This is a genomic window from Pantoea sp. SGAir0184, from assembly GCF_043544755.1.
In genome coordinates, this window is record NZ_CP028050.1 from 2,625,149 (window position 1) to 2,646,713 (window position 21,565).

The 21,565-nt window shown below is 56.7% G+C and carries 22 protein-coding genes; 14 read left to right on the plus strand and 8 right to left on the minus strand.

Annotated features, from left to right (window positions below; translation table 11 throughout):
* Positions 1-50: 50 nt before the first annotated feature.
* The 4 genes from murJ to rimJ form a co-directional block, all read right to left on the minus strand.
* Positions 51-1,589 (minus strand): murein biosynthesis integral membrane protein MurJ, encoded by a 1,539-nt coding sequence (gene murJ / locus C1N60_RS12445; protein WP_058759461.1) that lies wholly within the window; start codon positions 1,587-1,589, stop codon positions 51-53.
* Between the two features lie 121 nt (positions 1,590-1,710).
* Positions 1,711-2,631, minus strand: coding sequence for a Gfo/Idh/MocA family protein (locus C1N60_RS12450; protein ID WP_394520923.1), 921 nt, complete (start codon positions 2,629-2,631; stop codon positions 1,711-1,713).
* Between the two features lies 1 nt (position 2,632).
* On the minus strand, positions 2,633-3,277 hold the full coding sequence (locus C1N60_RS12455) for a DUF480 domain-containing protein (RefSeq protein WP_059010451.1): 645 nt from the start codon (positions 3,275-3,277) through the stop codon (positions 2,633-2,635).
* Between the two features lie 15 nt (positions 3,278-3,292).
* Positions 3,293-3,886: a ribosomal protein S5-alanine N-acetyltransferase gene (gene rimJ, locus C1N60_RS12460; RefSeq protein ID WP_021506430.1), complete on the minus strand. Its 594-nt coding sequence runs from the start codon at positions 3,884-3,886 to the stop codon at positions 3,293-3,295.
* 244 nt (positions 3,887-4,130) lie between these two features.
* On the opposite strand from rimJ, the gene mdtH reads away from it, so the two are divergent.
* The 10 genes from mdtH to C1N60_RS12510 all read left to right on the plus strand — a co-directional run bounded on the left by mdtH (position 4,131) and on the right by C1N60_RS12510 (position 11,940).
* Positions 4,131-5,333 carry a multidrug efflux MFS transporter MdtH gene (gene mdtH, locus C1N60_RS12465; RefSeq protein WP_104092805.1) on the plus strand — a complete coding sequence of 401 codons (1,203 nt, stop codon included), beginning with the start codon at positions 4,131-4,133 and terminating at the stop codon, positions 5,331-5,333.
* Between the two features lie 89 nt (positions 5,334-5,422).
* On the plus strand, positions 5,423-6,070 hold the full coding sequence (grxB, locus tag C1N60_RS12470; protein ID WP_021506432.1) for a glutaredoxin 2: 648 nt from the start codon (positions 5,423-5,425) through the stop codon (positions 6,068-6,070).
* Between the two features lie 115 nt (positions 6,071-6,185).
* The gene (locus tag C1N60_RS12475; RefSeq protein WP_021506433.1) at positions 6,186-6,749 is read left to right on the plus strand and encodes a lipoprotein; all 564 of its coding nucleotides are present in this window, start codon (positions 6,186-6,188) and stop codon (positions 6,747-6,749) included.
* Between the two features lie 218 nt (positions 6,750-6,967).
* Positions 6,968-8,014, plus strand: a complete 1,047-nt coding sequence (gene pyrC, locus C1N60_RS12480; RefSeq protein WP_058775415.1) for a dihydroorotase — start codon at positions 6,968-6,970, stop codon at positions 8,012-8,014.
* 68 nt (positions 8,015-8,082) lie between these two features.
* Positions 8,083-8,328, plus strand: a complete 246-nt coding sequence (gene dinI / locus C1N60_RS12485) for a DNA damage-inducible protein I (RefSeq protein WP_021506435.1) — start codon at positions 8,083-8,085, stop codon at positions 8,326-8,328.
* Positions 8,329-8,472: 144 nt separating this feature from the next.
* Complete coding sequence (locus C1N60_RS12490; RefSeq protein WP_010617279.1) at positions 8,473-8,742, plus strand: hypothetical protein; 270 nt, start codon at positions 8,473-8,475, stop codon at positions 8,740-8,742.
* 287 nt (positions 8,743-9,029) lie between these two features.
* Entirely contained in the window at positions 9,030-9,284 is a 255-nt protein-coding gene (gene bssS, locus C1N60_RS12495) for a biofilm formation regulator BssS (RefSeq protein WP_021506436.1), read from the plus strand.
* Between the two features lie 106 nt (positions 9,285-9,390).
* Complete coding sequence (solA, locus tag C1N60_RS12500) at positions 9,391-10,506, plus strand: N-methyl-L-tryptophan oxidase (RefSeq protein WP_058769615.1); 1,116 nt, start codon at positions 9,391-9,393, stop codon at positions 10,504-10,506.
* Between the two features lie 284 nt (positions 10,507-10,790).
* Positions 10,791-11,363, plus strand: coding sequence for a cytochrome b (locus tag C1N60_RS12505; protein WP_394520924.1), 573 nt, complete (start codon positions 10,791-10,793; stop codon positions 11,361-11,363).
* Between the two features lies 1 nt (position 11,364).
* The gene (locus C1N60_RS12510) at positions 11,365-11,940 is read left to right on the plus strand and encodes a YceI family protein (RefSeq protein ID WP_021506439.1); all 576 of its coding nucleotides are present in this window, start codon (positions 11,365-11,367) and stop codon (positions 11,938-11,940) included.
* A 44-nt stretch (positions 11,941-11,984) separates the two neighbouring features.
* Here the strand turns inward: C1N60_RS12510 and C1N60_RS12515 are convergent, their stop codons facing one another.
* Positions 11,985-13,040, minus strand: a complete 1,056-nt coding sequence (locus C1N60_RS12515; protein ID WP_021506440.1) for an oxygen-dependent tRNA uridine(34) hydroxylase TrhO — start codon at positions 13,038-13,040, stop codon at positions 11,985-11,987.
* 267 nt (positions 13,041-13,307) lie between these two features.
* Here C1N60_RS12515 and C1N60_RS12520 point away from each other — a divergent pair, with 267 nt between their 5' ends.
* The 3 genes from C1N60_RS12520 (at position 13,308) to C1N60_RS12530 (ending at position 15,575) form a co-directional block, all read left to right on the plus strand.
* On the plus strand, positions 13,308-14,231 hold the full coding sequence (locus C1N60_RS12520; RefSeq protein WP_021506441.1) for a Kdo(2)-lipid IV(A) acyltransferase: 924 nt from the start codon (positions 13,308-13,310) through the stop codon (positions 14,229-14,231).
* 557 nt (positions 14,232-14,788) lie between these two features.
* Entirely contained in the window at positions 14,789-15,055 is a 267-nt protein-coding gene (locus C1N60_RS12525; RefSeq protein ID WP_021506442.1) for a hypothetical protein, read from the plus strand.
* Between the two features lie 121 nt (positions 15,056-15,176).
* Positions 15,177-15,575: a MysB family protein gene (locus C1N60_RS12530; RefSeq protein WP_021506443.1), complete on the plus strand. Its 399-nt coding sequence runs from the start codon at positions 15,177-15,179 to the stop codon at positions 15,573-15,575.
* Position 15,576: 1 nt separating this feature from the next.
* On the opposite strand, the gene C1N60_RS12535 is transcribed toward C1N60_RS12530, so the two are convergent.
* The 3 genes from C1N60_RS12535 to C1N60_RS12545 form a co-directional block, all read right to left on the minus strand.
* On the minus strand, positions 15,577-15,816 hold the full coding sequence (locus C1N60_RS12535; RefSeq protein ID WP_021506444.1) for a YceK/YidQ family lipoprotein: 240 nt from the start codon (positions 15,814-15,816) through the stop codon (positions 15,577-15,579).
* Positions 15,817-16,043: 227 nt separating this feature from the next.
* Complete coding sequence (gene mdoH, locus C1N60_RS12540; protein ID WP_394520926.1) at positions 16,044-18,596, minus strand: glucans biosynthesis glucosyltransferase MdoH; 2,553 nt, start codon at positions 18,594-18,596, stop codon at positions 16,044-16,046.
* Positions 18,589-20,124 carry a glucan biosynthesis protein G gene (locus C1N60_RS12545; protein WP_182688977.1) on the minus strand — a complete coding sequence of 512 codons (1,536 nt, stop codon included), beginning with the start codon at positions 20,122-20,124 and terminating at the stop codon, positions 18,589-18,591. Before C1N60_RS12545 ends, mdoH begins: the two co-directional genes overlap by 8 nt.
* A 278-nt stretch (positions 20,125-20,402) precedes the next feature.
* Between C1N60_RS12545 and mdoC the strand changes: the two genes are divergently transcribed.
* On the plus strand, positions 20,403-21,548 hold the full coding sequence (gene mdoC / locus C1N60_RS12550; RefSeq protein WP_021506447.1) for a glucans biosynthesis protein MdoC: 1,146 nt from the start codon (positions 20,403-20,405) through the stop codon (positions 21,546-21,548).
* Positions 21,549-21,565 lie beyond the last annotated feature (17 nt).

Here is a 21,565-nt window from a genome sequence, read left to right on the forward strand (position 1 = left end):
TCCGCTGAATCAGGGTCGCCCACGCCAGGCGACCCTTTTTTATTGTGCGCTCACACCGCCGTCCGGCGGGCAAAATCGCGCGGGCGGAAGCCCAGTAAACCGAGCATCACGAAGTAAGCGCCGCCGCCAATGGCGCACACCGCCGCCAGCCGCAGTAACCGCCACCACATCTGCCCCTCTTCCCACGCCGGCATCACCTGCAGAATGCCCAGCAGCGCAGCAGCCATCACCGCGACGGCGACCAGCAGACGCAGCAGGAAACCGTGCCAGCCCGGCTGCGGCTGAAAGATTTGCTGTTTGCGCAGCTGCCAGTAGAGCAGCGCCGCATTCAGGCAGGCCGCCAGACCAATCGACAGCGACAGACCGGCGTGCTTCAGCGGGCCAATAAACGCCAGGTTCATCAGCTGGGTCATGATCAAGGTGGCGATAGCAATCTTAACCGGCGTTTTGATGTCCTGACGCGAATAGAAGCCCGGCGCCAGCACTTTCACCACGATCAGCCCCATCAGCCCAACCGAATAGGCAATCAGCGCGCGCTGGGTCATCGCCGCATCAAAAGCGGTAAATTTGCCGTACTGGAACAGCGCCACGGTGAGCGGACCGGAAAGAATGCCCAGCGCAACCGCGCTCGGCAGCGCCAGCAGGAAGCACAGACGCAGGCCCCAGTCCATCAGACGGGAATATTCATCGTGGTTGCCGCTGGCAAAACTCTTCGCCAGCGACGGCAGCAGGATGGTGCCGAGCGCCACGCCCAGCACGCCAGAGGGAAACTCCATCAGACGATCGGCGTAGTACATCCACGACACCGAGCCGGAGACCAGAAACGAGGCGAAAATGGTATTGATGATCAGCGAGATCTGGCTCACCGATACGCCGAGAATCGCCGGGCCCATCTGGCGCATCACCCGCCACACGCCGGCATCGCGCAGGTTGACGCGCGGCAGTACCAGCATGCCAATCTTTTTCAGGTGCGGCAGTTGATAAAACAGCTGCAGCAGCCCGCCCACCACCACTGCCCACGCCAGCGCCATCACCGGCGGATGGAAGTGCGGTGCGGCAAACAGCGCAAAGCCAATCATGCTGATATTCAGCAGCGTGGGCGCGAACGCCGGGACGGAGAAGCGGTTCCAGGTGTTGAGAATCGCCCCGGCCAGCGACGCCAGCGAGATCAGCAGAATATAAGGAAAGGTGACGCGCAGCAGCGAACTGGTTAAGGCGAACTTGTCGGCGGTATCGGCAAAACCCGGCGCCGTTACCACGATTACCCAGGGCGCAGCGACCATGCCCAGCACCGTCACCACCGCCAGCACCAGCGTCAGCAGGCCTGATACATAGGCAACAAACACCCGCGTGGCGTCTTCGCCCTGCTTGCTTTTATATTCGGCAAGAATTGGCACGAAGGCCTGTGAAAAGGCGCCTTCGGCGAAAATACGGCGCAGCAGATTGGGCAGTTTGAACGCCACGAAAAAGGCATCGGTGGCCATGCCAGCCCCGAAAACGCGCGCCACGATGGCGTCGCGGGCAAAGCCCAGCACGCGGGAAAACAGGGTCATCGAACTGACCGCAGCCAGCGATTTCAGCAAATTCATAATGAGTGGCGCATCCTGAAAAGTGTCGGATAAATGAGCAACTTAGCGCGGACATCCTGCGATGTCCGGCGATAGTCTACTGCTGCGGTGGGAAATGACCAGCATTGAGTGTTACAAGGGATTATTCCTGTACGGCGTCGCGCCACAGTTTTTCCACCAGACGCTGCGCCGCCAGCGCCTGTTCACCGCTGGTTTCAGGCATCGTCTGATTTTCCACGCACTGGATAAAATGGTGTGCCGCACCGCTGAAGCCACGCTGGGTCAGATGACTTTGCCACGCCGGCGGGACATCACTGCGCAGGCCGCTAAGCGTCTCTTCACGCCAGTCGCGCATCTCATTAATTTCGATGTAACGCCCGTCGCAGATGGCGCTGACTACTTCACGCTGCGTGCCCGCACGGCGATGCATACTGGTGGTAATTTGCAGCGATCCGGCCGAGAAATGGTGCTCACCGTACAGCATTGCGCCGTCATCATGGGTGTCGATATGGCCGAACTCCAGCCTGAGCTTGCCGCCGGCCAGCCACAGCGCGGTATCGACCACGTGCAGATAGTCATCCAGCAGGGTAAAGCGCAGGTCGTGCGGGCCGACGCTGTCTGCCCGGTGTTTCTCAATGCGCAGCGAGGACGCGCCCGGCAGCTGCGCTTTCAGCTGCTGGTAGCGCGGTGCAAAGCGCCGGTTGAAGGCCACCATCAGTTTGCGTTTGCGCTTTTCCGCCAGCGTCACCAGCGTCTCCGCCTGCTGCAGCGTTTCGGCCAGCGGCTTATCGACACAAACATCTTTACCGGCCAGCAGCAGCGCCTGCACTACCTCAAAATGGCTGGCGGTGCTGCTGTGTACAAACACCGCATCGCTGGCCGCCGCCAGCGCATCCAGCTGACTAAAATAAGGAATACGGTAACTGTCGCAGATCGGCTGCGCCCGCGCCTGGCTGGGCGAGAACGCGCCGACCAGCTGCCAGCCGCTGGCCTGCGCCAGCACCGGCAGCCAGGCTTTCTGCGCGATACCGCCAAGCCCGACCACACCAATACGCAGCGTCATTTCACGCCTCCCGCTGCAGCAGTTGCTGCAGCTGAGCATCAAGGCGCGCCACCTGCGCTTCCAGCTGAGCAACGCGCACGGCCAGATCGTCAGACTCAGGCGACGCTGTGTGGCTCGCGGATAGCTCGTCCGCCACCTCGCCGCCAAACAGATGCATATAGCGGCTTTCTCGCTTGCCCGGCTCGCGTGCCAGACGCACCACCATGGGGCCGTCATCGCGCGTCGTCAGCCCCTCCAGCGTGCGTTCCACTTCGGCCATGTCCTGAAACTCATGCAGACGACCACTGCGGGTACGCAGTTCGCCCGGCGTCTGCGCGCCGCGCAGGAACAGTAGCGTCAGCACCGCCACTTCGGCGGCATTCAGCTGCAGATTGCCAAACGCCGAGTTGCAGAAACGCTGTTCATATTTGCTGACGCGCTGACCGAAACCGCTGTTAGCGGTGACCAGATGCTTTTTCACCAGCTCATCGAGCTGAGCCTGCACCTCGCTTTCGCTCAGGTTCATCACCGGCTCGCGGTTAGATTTCTGATTACAGGCGGTGACCACGCCATTGAGGGATAACGGATATTGATCCGGCGTGGTGACCTGCTTCTCCAGCAGGCAGCCGATCACGCGCAATGCCTGCGCGGAGAGAGCCATCTTCATTACGTGTTCCTTTTATTATTGTCCGCGACGATCCGGGTTCCATTCGCGCCAGGTAAGCGCCGTCAGCACATGATCCTGCCAGCGACCATCAATCAGTAAATAGTCTTTGGCGTAGCCCTCTTTTTCAAAGCCGAGGCGCGCCAGCAAATCACCGCTGCGCTGATTGTGCGGCATATAGTTGGCCATGATGCGATGAATGCGCTGCTGGCGCTGCATATAGCGAATCGCCGCCTGCAGCGCCTCAAACATCATGCCCTGCCCCTGCCACTTCTCTCCCAGCGAGTAGCCGAGATAGCAGGCATGAAACGATCCGCGCAGCACATTACTGAAGTTGGCGACGCCGCGCACTTCATGCTCTTCCGGGTCCATCAGCACAAAATAGAACGCGGAGCCCTGTTTATGCATGTCGGCAATTAAACCCAGGCGCGCCTGCCAGCCGGAAGGATAACAGTGGCTCTCATCGCGCACCGGTTCCCAGGGTTTAAGAAAGGCGCGGTTTTCGGCGTAGTAATCCGCCAGACGCCAGGCATCGCGTTCATGTACTAAACGCACCACCAGACGATCGGTGGTAAGCCGCACGCGCGGGCCAGCAGAGCGATAGCCAAACATCATGACTCCTGAAATCCATAACGAAAGAAAGATGTACGCCAGCGGCGTTACTTCTCACTATAACCGTCACCCCGGCTGCGGTAAAACCCCGCGCATCGCTCACGGCAATTGATTCCGATTAAGGATTAATTTCTCTTCAGGCTGGATAAAAAAATATCATCCTGAAAACGCTATTTTTCCCGCCGGAGCAGGCAGAAAATAGACCAGCTGGTCACTTTTCCTTCTCACTTGCTCAGGATTCAGCATGTCACGGGTTGCGCGGGCACGACGCCTTGGAAAAACGTTTCTGTTAGTCGATAACATGCTGGTGGTAATGGGATTCTTTGTGGTGTTTCCCCTGATCTCCATTCACTTTGTGGAACAGCTTGGCTGGGCCGCGCTGCTGGTGGGCATTGCGCTCGGCCTGCGTCAGCTGGTGCAGCAGGGGCTGGGTATCTTCGGTGGGGCCATTGCAGACCGTTTTGGCGCGCGGCCGCTGATCGTCACCGGCATGCTGATGCGTGCCGCCGGTTTCGCCTGTATGGCGCTGGCGCATCAGCCGTGGCTGCTGTGGCTGGCCTGCCTGCTGTCCGGACTGGGCGGCACGCTGTTCGATCCGCCACGCAGCGCGCTGGTGGTGAAACTGGTGCGGGCACGCGAGCGCGGACGCTTCTTTTCGCTGCTGATGATGCAGGACAGCGCCGGCGCGGTGCTGGGCGCGCTGATTGGCAGCTGGCTGCTGGCGTGGGATTTCCGTCTGGTGTGCTGGGTCGGTGCGGCGGTGTTTGTCGTCGCCGCCATCTTTAACGCCGTGTGGCTGCCAGCATGGCGCATTTCTACGGAGCGTATCGCCATGCGCGAGGGAATGCAGCGCGTGTGGCGCGACCGCCGTTTCCGCCTGTATGTCTTTACCCTGACCGGCTATTACATTCTCGCCGTGCAGGTGATGCTGATGCTGCCGGTCATGGTCAATCAGGTGGCGGGCGCACCGGCGGCGGTGAAGTGGATGTATGCGATTGAAGCGCTGCTGTCACTCAGCCTGCTCTATCCGCTGGCGCGCTGGAGTGAAAAGCGCTTCCGCCTCGAGACGCGCCTGATGGCCGGGCTGTTTCTGATGACCTTCAGCCTGCTGCCGGTTGGCATGACCGATTCGCTGCCGTCGCTGTTTTTGCTGATCGCCGTCTTCTATCTCGGATCGATCATCGCTGAACCGGCGCGTGAAACCCTGAGTGCGTCCCTGGCCAGCGCCCGGGCACGCGGCAGCTACATGGGGTTCAGCCGGCTCGGCCTGGCGATTGGCGGGCTGATTGGCTACTCCGGTGGCGGCTGGATGTTCGATATGGGCCAGCAGCTGGCCCTGCCGGAGCTGCCGTGGATGCTGCTCAGCACCGTCGGTATGATCACGCTGCTGGCGCTGTGGTGGCAGTTCCAGCCGCGCCAGGTGGCACCGGCGATCTTCAGCAGCTAGTTTGCCGGTTCAGGCGTTCTCTTCCATACTTCCCGCACGTCCGGAAAAAGGGTGACCTCCGTCACCCTGAGAATCACAGGAGAAACGGGATGAAACTTTACATCTACGATCACTGCCCTTTCTGCGTCAAAGCACGCATGATTTTTGGCCTGAAAAACCTGCCGGTTGAGCTGATTGTGATGCTCAATGATGATGAAGCAACGCCGAAAAAGCTGATTGGCCAGAAAATGGCGCCGATTCTGCAAAAAGCCGATGGCAGTGCGATGCCGGAGAGCATGGATATTGTGCGCTTTGTCGATAATCAGGATCGCCAGCCGCTGCTGACCGGCAAGCAAAATCCCGCCATCGCCGACTGGCTGCGACGGGTCAATGGCTACATCAACAAGCTGCTGCTGCCGCGCATCGCCGAGGCCGCGTTTGCTGAATTCGCCACCCCCGAAGCACGTGATTACTTCCGCGAAAAGAAACAGGCCAGCCTCGGTGACTTTGCCGAACTGCGTAAGCATGCCCCGGGTTTCATCAAAAATATCAGTGATGATCTGCGCCAGCTGGATAAATTGATCGTCAAACCCAACGCGGTGAACGGCGAGTTGTCTGAGGATGACATTCATCTCTTTCCGCTGCTGCGCTCGCTGACGCTGGTTTCCGGTATCGAATGGCCGAGCCGCGTCGCCGACTACCGCGATAATATGGCGAAACAGACGCAGGTGAATCTGCTGTCGTCGATTGCGGCCTGATGGCGCTGTGATGAGAAGCGCGCGGCTGCGTTTCTCATCTCTCTCCTGGTGACACCTGGCCCTGAATCAGGCAGGCTTAAGGCTGTTTGGCCGTATCAACCAGGAAGAAGAAATGATGAAGAAGGCGTTTCCCGGGCTGTTTGCCCTGTTTTTTGCCGTGCTGCTCAGCGGCTGTAACCAATTGACGCAATACACCATCAGCGAGCAGGAAGTGAATCAGGCGCTGCAAAAGCGCAACAACTACGAGAAAGACATCGGCGTGTCCGGGCTGGTGAATGCCCATATTGTACTGACCGACCTGAGCAGCCAGATTGGTCGTGAAGAACCCGGCAAAGTGACGCTGTCTGGTAAAGCCAACATCAACGTCAGCTCGCTGTTTGGTCCGCAGCAGGCCGAAATGCAGCTGAAGATGAAAGCGCAACCGGTGTATAACGCGCAGCAGGGCGCCATTTATCTGCAGGACCTCGAAATCGTCGACGCACAGGTGCAACCTGAGAAGATGGCGTCGATCATGAAAACCCTTACGCCGTATCTGAACGAATCCCTCAAGCGCTATTTCAATGAAAAACCCGCCTACGTGCTAAGCGCCGACCGCAGCAAAGGCGAGGCGCTGGCGAAGAAACTGGCTAAAGGGCTGGAAGTGAAGCCTGGCCAGCTGGTGATTCCGTTTACCGATTAACGTTGCAAGCGGCCGTTCTCAGTGGCGGCCATGCATAGCGTGGCAGGATGCCGGCATGATTCTGCCCGCGCCTGCCACGCTGCTACGCAATTTGCCGCGCCTGCGGTTATTTCTCTCCCGCACTGCAAAATCCCGTGCAAACGGTTGCCCGCCCCCTTATGATTAGTCCCCGGCCTAAACGAGCCATTTCGTTTTCACCTCAGCCGGAGCCTTTTTGAATGACAGCCCAACCCCAGCAAATCACGATTCGCCGCCCTGACGACTGGCACATCCACCTGCGCGATGGCGCGATGCTCAATGCAGTGCTGCCCTATACCAGCGCGGTGAATGGTCGTGCGATTGTCATGCCAAATCTGGTTCCGCCGGTCACCAGCGTTGCGGCTGCCGAAGCGTATCGCGCACGCATCATGGCGGCGCTGCCTGCTGAGCATCACTTCACGCCGCTGATGACCTGTTACCTCACCGATTCGCTTGATGCGGACGAAATCGAACGCGGCTTCCGCAGCGGTATTTTTACGGCGGCAAAACTCTATCCGGCACACGCCACCACCAACTCCAGCCATGGCGTCACCAACATTGCCTCAATTGCCAGCGTGCTGGAGCGCATGCAGGAAATCGGTATGCCGATGCTGGTGCACGGCGAAGTCACCGATGCGCACATTGATATCTTTGATCGTGAAGCGCGCTTCATCGAAACCGTGCTGCAGCCGCTGCGCCAGCAGTTCCCGGGCCTGAAAGTGGTGATGGAACACATCACCACGAAGGAAGCTGCGGAGTATGTGGCCGCCGGCAATGAACTGCTTGGCGCGACCATTACGCCACAGCATCTGATGTTCAACCGCAACCACATGCTGGTGGGCGGCGTGCGCCCGCATCTCTACTGTCTGCCCATTCTGAAGCGCAACATTCATCAGGAAGCGCTGCGTAACCTGGTGGCAAGCGGCAACCGTCGTGTCTTCCTGGGCACCGACACGGCACCGCACCTGCGCCATCTGAAAGAAGCCAGCTGCGGCTGTGCCGGCGTATTTAATGCGCCGACGTCGCTGCCCGCTTATCTGACCGTGTTTGAAGAGCTTGGCGCACTGGAGCATTTTGAAGCCTTCTGCTCTGAGAACGGCCCCAGGTTCTACGGCCTGCCGCTCAACGACGGTACCCTGACGCTGGTACGTGAGCCGTGGACGGTGCAGGAGAGCATCACGGTCGCTGACGATAAGCTGGTTCCGTTCCTCGCCGGTGAAACCCTTAACTGGCGCATCAAAGAATAATCATCTGCCGCTTGCCTTCGGGAATTTTATACTGTACAAATAACCAGTATATTATCCCGGAGGCGTTTATGCGTGTTGAAATTACCGTAGCAAAGACTCAGCCCCTTCCCGCCGGTGCACTGGATGCACTGAGCGCTGAACTCACTCGCCGTATCTCCCGCGATTTTCCCGACGACAATCATCACGTCAAAGTGCGCTATGCCGGTGGTAACCAGCTCAGCGTGTTTGGCGGCTGTAAAGAATCACGCGACCGCATCAGCGATATTTTGCAGGAAACCTGGGAAAGCGCTGACGACTGGTTTATTACCGATTAACCGCCACTGTGCCGTTTTTGCCGGGCCCGCCGCCCGGCTTTTTTGTTTTTATTTCCCGCTCGCCAGAAAAACCCGCGCCAGCTAGACTCTGATTAAACGATGGCCTATTCTTGCCTCGTCGTGCTTACAGGAGGTGTGTTGCACATGACTACTGAAAAACCAGAAGAGGCGATGACGTTTGGAGAATTACTGGCCTTCATTGCTGAACAGCAACGCCGTTTGACCGTGCTGGAAAATGCCTTTGCCACACTGACCTTCTGTCTGGACGATCGCGCCAGCCAGCTGCTGGCCCACAATCTGACGCTCGAAGCGCAAAACCAAAATCATGACGCTCAGTTACAGCAGCATTTTGCCCGGCTGGCGGACGAGATCCACCGGCGCAAAGGGCAGTTGCCTGCCGAGTCGCAGGGATAATTTCAGATTTTTACCCTGGCGTTCAGCCCGTTAAAGTTTTAATGCTGAGATGCCGATAATCGGTATGACGACACGTTGCGCTGCGACAATAAATACCCAGCTGCGTAAGGCGTTTATTTATTCGTTTAAAACCGGCTTTTGGCTGCTTTTATTTTGCTGTGTTTTTAGTCACCACACTTTTTAACTACTGTACTGTTAATTCCATGTTATAATTATCTCGCTAGTGCAAGATACAGACGCATTGAACCTCGAAAGCACTTCGTTTAACGAGTAATAAGGAGGTTATAATGGACAGAAGTAAAGACGTCATCCAGACCCATCCGCTGGTGGGATGGGATATCAGCACCGTTGACAGCTATGACGCCATGATGATCCGCCTGCACTCGCTATCATCGCAGGACCAGAAAGAAGAAGAAGCTGACGTGGGCCCAACATACTGGCTGACAACTGACGTAGCCAGACAGTTTATCTCTATCCTCGAAGCTGGCATTGCAAAGATCGAGTCCACTGAGCAATACCTACGCGATAATCGCAAGCACTAATCATCACCATCGCGTGAAAAGGCACCCTACAGGGTGCCTTTTTCATGGGCGCACTCTTTTGATATGCTATTGAAAAAAATCGCCGTTTTGCAGGAGTGATGTCGTCATGGTTTATGATCTGATTGTGGTGGGGAGTGGTTCCGTCGGAGCTGCCGCGGGTTTCTACGCAACCCAGGCGGGCCTGTCGGTGCTGATGATCGACAGCGCGCACCCGCCCCACAGCCAGGGGACGCATCACGGCGAAACCCGCCTGATTCGTCATGCTTACGGCGAAGGTGAACGCTACGTGCCGCTGGTGCTGCGCGCCCAGACGTTATGGGATGAGCTGGAGCGCCAGAGCGGCGAACGCATTATGCACCGCAGCGGCATTCTTAATCTGGCGCCGGCCAGCTCGGATTTCATTCACAACGTAATCGACAGTGCTAACCGCTGGCAGTTAGCGGTGCAGGTGTTACAGGCCGATGAGGTGCGTAAACGCTGGCCGCAGCTTAGCGTACCGGACGGCTACGTCGGCGTGTTTGAGCCCAACTCTGGCTTCCTGAAATGCGAACAGGCGGTGCGCAGCTGGGTGCAGCTGGCGGAACAGGCTGGCTGCGCGCAGCTGTTTAACTGCCCGGTCAGCGCGATTGGCCGCGAGGGCGATCTGCAGCAGGTCACCACCAGCGATGGCGTATTCCGCGCGCGCAAGCTACTGATCAGCGCCGGCACCTGGGTCAGTCAGCTGGTGGACAATCTGCCCGTTACGCCGGTGCGCAAGGTGTTTGCCTGGTATCAGGCCGATGGGCGCTACAGCGAAAATAACCAGTTCCCCGGCTTTACGGTAGAGATGCCGGATGGCAGCCATTTCTACGGCTTCCCGGCAGACAATAATGCCCTGAAAGTGGGACGCCACGATGGCGGTCAGCCGATGCAGACGCCAGCGGACCGCAAACCGTTCGGCAGCATCGCCGCTGACGGTAACGAAGCCTTTAGCTTCCTGCGCCAGTTTCTGCCAGGCGTAGGCGTGTGCCTGCATGGTGAAGCCTGCAGCTATGACAACACGCCGGATGAAGATTTTATTATCGATACCCTGCCCGGCGAGCCTGACCGACTGATTATCACCGGCCTGAGCGGCCACGGGTTTAAATTCGCCAGCGTGCTGGGTGAACTGGCCAGCGAATTTGCGCAGAATAAACCGTTCTCCTTTGACCTCACGCCCTTCTCACTTACGCGTTTTGCCTGATTTTGTTGCTGCCGGTGCGGAGCGCACTGGCAGTTATTGACCTTTCCTGACACAGATTTACTTTCCTCCCGCGTTTATGGCGCATTTGGTGAAGCAATACCCATTGCCGCCAGGGCTAAAACTGCTTTTTGCTTATCTATTCAGAATTATTGAATTACACCGCCAGCCTTTCGCCATATATATCGAACCCCTAAATTCAAAGTTATAGAAAAGTAAGGACGATTGATTTTCTATTTCAGGTTGTAGATTCTCATTACCACTTATTTCCTGATAACGGCTTAACTATGTGGCGTAATTCTCCACGGCATTACGGTGCGTTAACCATTGCGTTGCACTGGCTGATGGCGCTGACGATTTACGGTATGTTCGCGCTGGGTTTATGGATGGTCGGACTTGGCTATTACGACGGCTGGTATCACAGCGCCCCTGAGATTCACAAAGGCATCGGCATCTTACTGTTTGGCGCTCTGCTGCTGCGCCTGTGCTGGCGTGTGATATCGCCGCCGCCGGCACCGCTCAACAGTTACTCGCCGCACGTACGCCGTGCCGCCCATACTGCGCACTGGCTGCTGTATGGCCTGCTGCTGGTGTTGCTGATCAGCGGCTATCTAATCTCTACCGCAGACGGCAAGCCGGTCTCAGTGTTTGGCTGGTTTGAGGTACCGGCACTGTTTAGCGGCGCGGGTGAGCAGGCCGATGTCGCCGGTGAGGTCCATTTATGGCTGGCGTGGGCTCTGGTGCTGTTGTCTGCCCTGCACACCCTGGCCGCGCTGAAACACCATTTTGTCGATCGCGACATGACGCTGAAACGGATGCTCGGTTACCGCATCCCCTTAACCTCTGAAAAGGAAAAGTAATATGATCAGGAAAACCCTGCTGGCGCTCAGCGCCGCTGCCCTCTTTTCGACCAGCCTGAGTGCCAGCGCGGCTGAGTATAAGTTTGATAAAGAGGGTCAGCACGCGTTTGTCCAGTTCCGCATTCAGCATCTTGGCTACAGCTGGCTGTACGGCAGCTTTAAAGATTTTGATGGCAGCTTTACCTTTGATGAAGCCAATCCCGCCGCGGACAAGGTCAACGTGACCATCAATACCAACAGCCTCGATACCAATCATGCCGAGCGCGACAAGCATTTGCGCAGCGCGGATTTCCTCAATACCGGCAAATTCCCGCAGGCCAGCTTCAGCTCGACTGAGGTTAAAAAACAGGGCAAGGACTATAAGATCACCGGCAACCTGACGCTCAACGGCGTAACGAAGCCGATCACGCTGGATGCGCAGCTGATTGGGGAAGGCAAGGATCCGTGGGGCGGTTATCGCGCTGGCTTTGCCGCCAGCGGCGAAATTGTGCTGAAAGAGTTCAACATCAGCAAAGATCTCGGTCCGGCCTCGCAAAAAGCCGAGCTGATCATTTCAGTCGAAGGTGTGCGTCAGTAATCAGCAGTACAGCCTGGCGGGCAATGCGCCAGGCTGTTAAGCCATTACTTTTTGTCCGGCGCGGGGATCGCCATGGTCATGTTGAGTAAACCGCGCGATTTATTGAACACTTTGTTGCCATTTTCACGGCCGGCGCGGCGCGCGCGCTGCTCTTCCGGCGCCAGTTTCGACTCTTCCATGCACAGCGGGCTGCAGCAGTTCTGATACTTTTCCGCACAGCTCGGGCACTGAATAAACAGCAGATGGCAGCCGTCATTAACGCAGTTGGTGTGGCTGTCGCACGGCGCACCACACTGGTGGCAGCTGGAGAGAATATCGTCAGAGATACGCTCGCCCATGCGCTCGTCAAACACGAAGTTTTTGCCTTTGAAGCGCACCGGTAAACCCTGCTCGCGCGCGCGACGGGTATATTCGATGATGCCCCCTTCAATGTGGTAAACATCATCAAAACCGTTGTGCTTCATCCACGCACTGGCTTTTTCACAGCGGATGCCGCCGGTACAGTACATGACGATTTTTTTGTCTTTCTGCGCCTGCAGCATATCCACCGCCATCGGCAGCTGATCGCGGAACGTATCGGCTGGGACTTCCAGCGCGTTGTCGAAGTGGCCCACTTCGTATTCGTAGTGGTTACGCATATCCACAAACACCGCATCCGGATCGTCGAGCATGGCGTTGACTTCAGCCGCTTTGAGATAGTTACCGACGTTACTGGCGTCGAAGCTACCGTCTTCAATACCGTCAGCCACGATGCGATCGCGCACTTTCAGGCGCAGCACCCAGAACGATTTGCCGTCGTCATCCAGCGCAATGTTCATGCGCAGATTGTCGAGCGCCGGGTCAAAGGCATAGAGCATCGCCTTCATCGCCTCATAGCGACTGGCCGGCACGCTGATTTGTGCATTAATCCCTTCCTGCGCCACGTAGACGCGGCCGAACACCTTCAGCTGGGTTAAGGCAACATAGAGACGGTCGCGGAATGCCTGTGGATCGGCAATCTGGAAGTATTTGTAAAAAGAGACTGTGGTACGCGGCTCGGTTTCGGCCAGCATACGTTCTTTCAGCTCTTTATTGGAAACGAGGTTGTGTAACACTGGCATGGTGAACACCTGTTAGCAATCAGAGAAATTTAGCGCGCATATGATACCTGAATTGAGCGTGATGCAAAGCCTCTGGTGCAATTCTCCTGCCGTCAGCCACAATCGACGGGGTTCTGCGTCATGCTCGCCAATATCTGCGCAGAAATGCTGTTCGTCGTGCGCTGACGCACGGATGGTTGATTTCAGTCAGAGAGAAAAAATGGCATAATCCCGGCCAATTACAGAAACCGGACTCTCTGGTACACGACGCAGGACATTGATATTTCCATGACGCAACTTCCGCAATTTACCCGCGAACTCCTTCATCCACGCTACTGGCTGACCTGGCTGGGCATCGGTTTCCTCTATGTGCTGGTGCTGTTGCCCTACCCGCTGCTGTACGTGACTGGCTGCGGGCTGGGACGCCTTGCCATGCGTTTTATGAAGCGTCGTGTTCAGGTCGCGCAACGCAATCTGGCGCTGTGCTTCCCGGATATGCCGACCAGCGAACGTGAAGCCATGGTGAAGCACAATTTCGAATCGGTGGGAATGGGGCTGATTGAGACCGGCATGGCGTGGTTCTGGCCGGACTGGCGTATTCGTAAATGGGTCAGCACCAGCGGCCTGGAGCACGTTACCGAGGCGCTGGCCCAAAAGCGCGGCATCCTGCTGATTGGCATGCACTTCCTGACGCTGGAACTGGGTGCGCGCGTGTTTGGCATGTACAACCCGGGCATTGGCGTGTATCGCCCTAACGACAACAAGTTACTGGACTGGCTGCAAACCTGGGGACGCATGCGTTCCAATAAAAGCATGCTGGATCGCAAAGATCTGAAAGGCATGATCCGCGCCATGAAGAACAACGACATCATCTGGTATGCGCCCGATCACGACTACGGCCCGCGCAGCAGTGTATTCGCCCCGTTCTTTGCCGTTCAGGAAGCCGCGACCACCACCGGCACGCATATGCTGATTCGTCTGGCTAATCCGAGCGTGGTGCCGTTCCTGGCACGCCGCCTGCCGCACGGCCGCGGCTACGAACTGAAAATGATGCCGGATATCCGCCACAAATTCTCACTGGAGAGTGAACTGGATACCGCTATCGTAATGAATAAAGTGGTGGAAGAGACGGTGCTGCTGGCGCCTGAGCAGTATATGTGGCTGCATCGCCGCTTTAAAACCCGGCCTGAAGGGCAGCCTTCACGCTATTAATCGGTTGCGGGGTATTATCAATGCCCCGCGTTATTTACCGCACATTTGCCTTAATTCACGTGATTGTCTGCGCAGTGGCACGCAAAAAAAGGCCCAGCCTGAACTGCTATGCCTTCCACACGGCGACACTCAAGTCAACGACACCCTTTACGCTGACTGCTGCTATCTTACGAATTAATCACGGTTTTTCGCTGCTACGCCGACGCGTTCTCCCTCGCCCGCCGCTGCTTTTCATTGCCTGAGTTTGTACGGCAATATGCGTAAATATGACGGGTGCGGATCTGATTTTGATGACTTCCAGGCCTTTTCCTATTTAATTTTACTCAGGCTTGCCGTCTTGTTTACTTATCTAATAAATTTTACTGATTAAACAAGTATTTGTCTGAAAGTTAACTGCCATATTCTTTTTTGATTAAAAATTCATCTTTAATATATCTTTATGGAATTGGTTAGCCCGATCGAATCCAGTTAGTTTCGACCCTGACAGTTAGCTCGTTAACTGCGCGTTTAAAAATATAAAAAGATTACACACAGCAAATATATTCAGGACACATAATATGAATAAAGGTATCTACTACTACGTGACGATCAGTACCGATCAGGAGGGTTACCATCTGCTGCATCGGAAAGAGTGTAAACGTCTGCCGGTTAAGGAGGATATGGTGTTCATCGGTACGCTCTATAATTTAAATCAGGCTTTGGCCACCGCACGAATTAATTTTAAAAAGGTGAAGCCCTGTATTAAATGCTGCATCCGTTATTCTGCACCCGTGTTACGCGAGTCGGTACGACCGGTTCTGCACTTTCCGCAAAAAATGATGTAACCGGCGCGGGTGGATGACTTTTTACGCATCCACCCCGTCATTGTTCTCTCCCGCCCTGACAGCCGCCAATTTTCGTCTATTCTTCTGTGAAATCCCTTTTTGCACTGACAAGGAGTTGCAGATGAGCCTGTATAGTACGTTAGAAGAAGCCATTGAAGCCGCACGCGAAGAGTTCCTCGCCAGCCAGCCTGAGCTGGAGCAGGATGACGCCAGTGTCAGCCAGTTTGCGCTGCAGAAGTACGTGATGCAGGATGGCGACATTATGTGGCAGGCGGAGTTTTTCGCTGACGAAGACGGCCAGGGCGAATGCCTGCCAATCTGCAGCGGTGAAGCGGCGCAGGCGGTGTTCGACGGTAATTTCGATGAAATTGAGCTGCGCCAGGAGTGGCAGTCGGAAAATACCCTGCACGAATGGGATGAAGGCGAATTTCAGCTGGAGCCGCCGCGCGACCTGGAAGAAGGCGAAGCAGCGGCCGAAGAGTGGGAAGACGACGACAGTCCGTCAGACAACTGGGCGTAAGTTACTCGTACGGGCCGTGCTGTGCGTCAACCGGCAGTAGCAGCGTGTCCATCACCAGCGACAGCGGCAGATCGAGAATGGTCAGCACGCGCCACGGCCCGTCACGCACATCCCACTGCACGCCTGGATAGTACTGGTTGCCGTGCCCCTGTCCGGGTACGGTGCGGCTGATAATGCTGCCACAGCCCGTCAGCAGCAAAATGGCGGCGCACAGCGCGATTAACTTCAGGCAATATTTCACTGCATTTACTCACCCTGAACTGACACCCCTGATTCTGATGTGCGTCAGTGACTGTTTAAATGTGCTCAGGAACACTGGCACGTGTCATCGAGCCATTTTAGCTGCGGGTGCAGCTAAACCGCTATGTCTTTATGCGTAAAGATTGTGTGAGGCGCGTTAAGCACTTCGCTGAAGCGCAGGCATAAAAAAAGCGGCATCGCTGCCGCTTTTTCATCACCGTTAGCCTGTCAGGCGCGCTGAGGCAGCGCCTGCGGGTTAAGCGTGAGTTTCTGATAACTCTCTACCCACTGATGATATTTATCCGCACTTTCCCACAAGCGCGTGTGCACGCGCGCCAGCACCACCGGATCGCTGATCAGCTGCAGACGCTGTTCGCGATTCAGTTTTTCCGGCGCATCGCTCAATGCCTGATCGACGCGGCGATCGCGTGCGTGATCCAGCAGTGCGCTCTGCTTATGGCGCGATGTCGCCATCGCCGTCGCCAGCGCGTTGAACGCCGGATTGAACAGCGCATGCATAAAGCCATGCTTCAGCGCACGTTCACGGTTCAGCTGCAGATAGTGATCGGTGTCGACCAGCTCTTTCGGCGGCTCATACTCTTCCGGGATCAGGAACAGCCTGGCGCGCTTACTCTTCAGCCCGACCGTGGCGCGACTCGACATCACCGAGACAAACGGCGACAGAATCAGCGAGAAGACGATTGGCGCCAGCCACCACAGGAAGTTGAGATCGAGCACGCCCATCCCGACGGCCCAGACAATGCCCAGCAGCATCTGTGAACCGTGGCGACGGAACGCTTCGCTCCACGGCGTGGCGTCATCGTCACGCTGCGGCGAGTTCCACACCACTTCCCAGCCGAGGAAGGCGCTGACCACAAACACGGTGTGGAACAGCATGCGCACCGGTGCCAGCAGCACCGAGAACAGCATCTCCAGCAGCAGCGAGAGGAACAGGCGGAATGCGCCACCGTACGGTTTCGCCCCTTTAAACCAGATCAGCACCACGCTGAGCAGTTTTGGCAGGAACAGCAGCACCAGCGTGGTGGAGAACAGCGCAATCGCCAAATCCGGACGCCACTGCGGCCACACCGGGAACAGCTGACGCGGCTGCAGGAAGTAGGTCGGTTCCATCAGCGTATGCACCACCTGCAGGGCGGTCGACAACGCAAGGAACATAAACCACAGCGGCGCCGACAGGTAGGACATCACGCCGGTCAGGAACACCGCGCGGTGCACCGGGTGCATGCCTTTTACCAGGAACAGGCGGAAGTTCATCAGGTTGCCGTGGCACCAGCGACGGTCACGCTTCAGCTCGTCCAGCAGGTTCGGCGGCAGCTCTTCATAAGAACCCGGCAGATCGTAGGCGATCCACACGCCCCAGCCGGCACGACGCATCAGCGCCGCTTCCACGAAGTCATGTGACAGGATCGAACCGGCGAAGGAGCCTTCACCCGGCAGCGGCGCCAGCGCACAGTGTTCAATAAACGGCTGCACGCGAATGATGGCGTTGTGCCCCCAGTAGTGCGATTCGCCCAGCTGCCAGAAGTGCAGACCGGCGGTAAACAGCGGCCCGTAAACGCGGGTGGCGAACTGCTGACAGCGCGCATACAGCGTATCCATGCCTGACGCTTTCGGCGACGACTGGATAATACCGGCGTTCGGGTTCGCTTCCATCATGCGCACCAGACCGGTGAGACACTCACCGCTCATCACGCTGTCAGCGTCCAGCACCACCATGTAGCTGTAGTTGCTGCCCCAGCGACGGCAGAAGTCATCGATGTTGCCGCTTTTACGCTTCACGCGACGGCGACGACGGCGATAGAAGATCTTGCCTGCCCCACCGACATCCCGCACCAGCTCCATCCACGCTTTTTGCTCGGCGATGGCGATGTCGGAATCGTAGCTGTCGCTCAGGATGTAAACGTCGAAATGCTCCGCGTTACCGGTGCGTTTCACCGACTCCCAGGTGGCGCGCAGACCGGCGAACACGCGTTCCACATCTTCGTTACAGATTGGCATGATCAGCGCGGTGCGATGTTCCGGATTGAGCGGCTCATCCCCGGTGGTCGAGTACGAGATGCTGTACTTATCGCGACCGATCAGCAGCTGCAGGAAGCCCATCAGCGCGGTCCAGAAACCAGCCGATACCCAGCAGAACAGGATGGCAAACAGGAACAGGATGCCGGTCTGCAGAATATACGGCAGGATCAGCTCCACCGACTGCAGCCAGTTCTGGTTAAACAGCTCGACCGGATCGAGCAGCGTCCAGCCCTGATACGGCAGAATGGTTTTCATGTACCAGGTGGCGACCACGGTCTGCAGAATGGTCAGAATCAGCAGCACGTAGCGACGCATGGAACCTACGTGGCGCCATTTGTCTTCCGCTTTCTGCTCTTCCACCGTGGCATAGCGTGGGTTGCCTTTCTGCCCGCGCAGGGAATCCCAGGCGCGCGCGATCGGGTTAGTACGCCAGGCTTCCGGGAACATCAGCGAACGCTTCACCGGCGGCATCGCCTTCAGCGTGGTGCGGTCGAGATAATCTTTACTGAGCTGCTGGCCATCGGCGAGCGAATCCGGCCACGCCATGGATACGCGCGACGAGACCGATTTCAGCGGCGCATCGTCCGGCCGTTCGCTGGCGGCGATATCCTGCCCCAGCGCGCTGTGAATGGCATGAAACGCCTGCGCATTCTGCAGCGAGGCGCTGAGCGTGGCGCGTGCTGCCGCATCAAGCGGCAGCGCCTCCACGTAAGATTGAGGTAAATAAGTCGATTTATTCATTGGCAGGTAACTGATAGCTCCAGGTTTCCGTCAATGTCTTGTCGCCGCTCACCAGCGCCGCACGCATTTCGGTCGGCTGCTTGTTGTCTTTCACGCGCAGACGCAGCACCAGACGCCAGCCTTTGGTGACCGGGTTGTAGCGTACGCTCTGCTCGACCACGTCGGCGTTGTTACCGACGCTGACCTGCGGCGCCACCTGGGTGTTTTCCGGCAGCTTGCTCATCGCTTTACCGACAAAGTCCACGGTAAAGGCGATGGAACCATCCGGCTGACGTACCAGGTTAGACTGCTTCACATCGCCCGCAGAACGCAGCGTGTCTTTCACCCAGGCCACATCGTCCTGATGCAGCTGGTTTTCATCGCGCGTAAAGTGCAGACGATATTTGAAGTTCATCTCTTTGCCTGGCTCTGGCAGGCTCTCCGGCGTCCAGAAGGCCACGATGTTATCGTTGGTTTCATCTGCCGTCGGGATCTCCACCAGCTCTACGCGGCCTTTGCCCCAGTCGCCCTGCGGCTCAACCCAGCCGCTTGGACGCAGATCATAGCGGTCGTCCAGGTCCTGGTAATGGCTGAAGTCACGGCCACGCTGCAGCAGACCGAAGCCTTTCGGGTTTTCGATGGTAAAGGTGCTGACCGCCAGGTGTTTCGGGTTATTGAGCGGACGCCAGATCCACTCGCCATTTCCGGCGTGAATCGACAGGCCGTTCGAATCATGCAATTCCTGACGGAAGTTGCTGACCGGCGACGGCTGGTTAGCGCCAAACAGGAACATACTGGTGAGTGGGGCTACGCCGAGTTTGCCGACGTTGTCACGCAGATACACTTTAGACTGCACGTCCACGGTGGACTCTTTGCCCGGCTGGATCACAAAGCGATAGGCACCGGCGGCGCGCGGAGAATCCAGCAGCGCATAAATCACCAGCTGTTTATCCTGCGGCTTCGGCCGCTCGATCCAGAACTCTTTAAAGCGCGGGAACTCCTCACCGGAAGGCAGCGCGGTATCAATCGCCAGACCACGCGCCGACAGGCCATACACCTGGCCTTCGCCAATCACGCGGAAATAGCTGGCACCCAGGAAGCTGGTAATCTCATCGTCTTTACCCTTTTTATTTAAAGGATACAGCACTTTGAAACCGGCAAAACCAAGGTTTTTCACCGCATCGGCATCGTGTTTCACGTTGCCGAAATTGAAGTAGTCAGGGTTATATTTGATTTCACGTACCGAAGACGCGGTGACTTCATTGATTTTCACCGGCGTGTCGAAATACATGCCCTGATGATAGAACTCGAGCTTAAACGGCGTGCGCAGTTTGCCCCAGTATGCTTTGTCGTGGTTAAACTGGATCTGCTGATAGTCAGCAAACTTCATTTCACGAAACTGAGAGGGTAAATTGCTTTTTGGCGCTTCAAAACCTTTCCCTGCCAGCGCCTTAGCTTGCTTTGCCACATCATCAATGTTGAACGCCCAGCTATTGTTGGCGTACAACGCCAGCAGAACTGCTGCGCCTACCCAGCGCATCTTCACCAGCCCGCCATTATTCTTCACTTTAGTCAGCACATCCCCCCCTTTCGTGTGCTTAGATCAAACCCATTTATCTTAAAGGATTATTCGGTTTTCCGACAGCTTATGTAAAAGATTGTTCCCCTGATTCGTAAGCCGAAAGTGTACTTTTCGGATAATTAAACCCGGAAGATTAAGAAACAGATTCACCTGATAGTATACGCTGTTTACAGCCGGTAGAATTTCGTCCGGCATAATCCGGTTTCAGGGTGAAACCGGCAAGTAAACTGACAAACCGGAAGCTTATGAGTTCAGCCAAACCCGAACGTGAATATTTCCTCGACTCGATTCGAGCGTATTTAATGCTGCTGGGCGTGCCTTTCCACGTCTCGCTGATTTACTCGACCCAACGCTGGTCGGTTAACAGCCAGGACGCCTCACTGTGGCTGACGGTGCTGAATGATTTTATTCACGCCTTCCGCATGCAGGTGTTCTTTGTTATTTCAGGTTATTTCTCATATATGCTCTATCTGCGCTATCAGCCCAACCGCTGGCTGAAGGTGCGGCTGGAGCGCGTCGGCATTCCGCTGTTAACTGCGGTGCCGCTCATTACCCTGCCACAGTTTTTTATGCTGAAAAATCTCACCAGCAAAGTCGGCGACTGGGCAAACTTCTCGCTGTATGACAAGTACAACGCGCTGATGTGGGATCTGATTTCGCACCTGTGGTTTTTACTGGTACTGGTGATTCTCACCGCGTTTGGCATGCTGAGCTTCCGCTGGCTGCGCGATCAGCAGCGCCGCATCGATTATCAGCAGGTTGGCTGGGGCAAGCTGACGCTGGCCCTGCTGGCCTATGCGCTGGTGTGGTGCGCCTTCCGCCGGCTGATTTTCCACTTTGCTCCCGCGCTGTTAATGGATGGCCTGTTCAGCATTGCGGTAATGCAGTCGCTGTTCTTCCTGCCGTTCTTTATGCTGGGTGCGCTGAGCTGGAAACATCAGGCGCTGAAAGCGCTGTTTGTGCGTTTTAATCCGGTGATGTGCTTTGGTGCCATTGCGGTGTTTATCGCGTACAGCCTGAATCAGCGCTACAGCAGCGGTGAAGGCTGGCTGTACGAGCTTGATGCCATCATTTCTACGCTGATGGGCTTGTGTATGCTGAACGTCTGCTTTAGCTTCGGCCACAAGCTGCTGAACAGCCACTCGCCGCGCATCATGTATCTGGTGAACGCGTCGCTGTTTATTTATCTGGTGCACCATCCGCTGACCATCCTGTACGGCATCTACGTTACGCCACACATCAGCAGTAATACGCTGGGCTTCTTTGTCGGCCTGCTGATGGTGTTTGGCGTTGCCTTTGCCCTGTACGAGATTCATCTGCGTATCCCGCTGCTGCGCTTTTTGTTCTCCGGCAAGCCGCAGCGCAAACCAGAGACCTCCGCGCAGACGTAACGGCGTGCTTACCCGCC

Coding starts and splice junctions, on each gene's coding strand:
- murJ (WP_058759461.1), bottom strand. CDS start 1,589: ATGAATTTGCTGAAATCGCTGGCTGCGGTCAGTTCGATGACCCTGTTT.
- C1N60_RS12450 (WP_394520923.1), bottom strand. CDS start 2,631: ATGACGCTGCGTATTGGTGTGGTCGGGCTTGGCGGTATCGCGCAGAAA.
- C1N60_RS12455 (WP_059010451.1), bottom strand. CDS start 3,277: ATGAAGATGGCTCTCTCCGCGCAGGCATTGCGCGTGATCGGCTGCCTG.
- rimJ (WP_021506430.1), bottom strand. CDS start 3,886: ATGTTTGGCTATCGCTCTGCTGGCCCGCGCGTGCGGCTTACCACCGAT.
- mdtH (WP_104092805.1), top strand. CDS start 4,131: ATGTCACGGGTTGCGCGGGCACGACGCCTTGGAAAAACGTTTCTGTTA.
- grxB (WP_021506432.1), top strand. CDS start 5,423: ATGAAACTTTACATCTACGATCACTGCCCTTTCTGCGTCAAAGCACGC.
- C1N60_RS12475 (WP_021506433.1), top strand. CDS start 6,186: ATGAAGAAGGCGTTTCCCGGGCTGTTTGCCCTGTTTTTTGCCGTGCTG.
- pyrC (WP_058775415.1), top strand. CDS start 6,968: ATGACAGCCCAACCCCAGCAAATCACGATTCGCCGCCCTGACGACTGG.
- dinI (WP_021506435.1), top strand. CDS start 8,083: ATGCGTGTTGAAATTACCGTAGCAAAGACTCAGCCCCTTCCCGCCGGT.
- C1N60_RS12490 (WP_010617279.1), top strand. CDS start 8,473: ATGACTACTGAAAAACCAGAAGAGGCGATGACGTTTGGAGAATTACTG.
- bssS (WP_021506436.1), top strand. CDS start 9,030: ATGGACAGAAGTAAAGACGTCATCCAGACCCATCCGCTGGTGGGATGG.
- solA (WP_058769615.1), top strand. CDS start 9,391: ATGGTTTATGATCTGATTGTGGTGGGGAGTGGTTCCGTCGGAGCTGCC.
- C1N60_RS12505 (WP_394520924.1), top strand. CDS start 10,791: ATGTGGCGTAATTCTCCACGGCATTACGGTGCGTTAACCATTGCGTTG.
- C1N60_RS12510 (WP_021506439.1), top strand. CDS start 11,365: ATGATCAGGAAAACCCTGCTGGCGCTCAGCGCCGCTGCCCTCTTTTCG.
- C1N60_RS12515 (WP_021506440.1), bottom strand. CDS start 13,040: ATGCCAGTGTTACACAACCTCGTTTCCAATAAAGAGCTGAAAGAACGT.
- C1N60_RS12520 (WP_021506441.1), top strand. CDS start 13,308: ATGACGCAACTTCCGCAATTTACCCGCGAACTCCTTCATCCACGCTAC.
- C1N60_RS12525 (WP_021506442.1), top strand. CDS start 14,789: ATGAATAAAGGTATCTACTACTACGTGACGATCAGTACCGATCAGGAG.
- C1N60_RS12530 (WP_021506443.1), top strand. CDS start 15,177: ATGAGCCTGTATAGTACGTTAGAAGAAGCCATTGAAGCCGCACGCGAA.
- mdoH (WP_394520926.1), bottom strand. CDS start 18,596: ATGAATAAATCGACTTATTTACCTCAATCTTACGTGGAGGCGCTGCCG.
- mdoC (WP_021506447.1), top strand. CDS start 20,403: ATGAGTTCAGCCAAACCCGAACGTGAATATTTCCTCGACTCGATTCGA.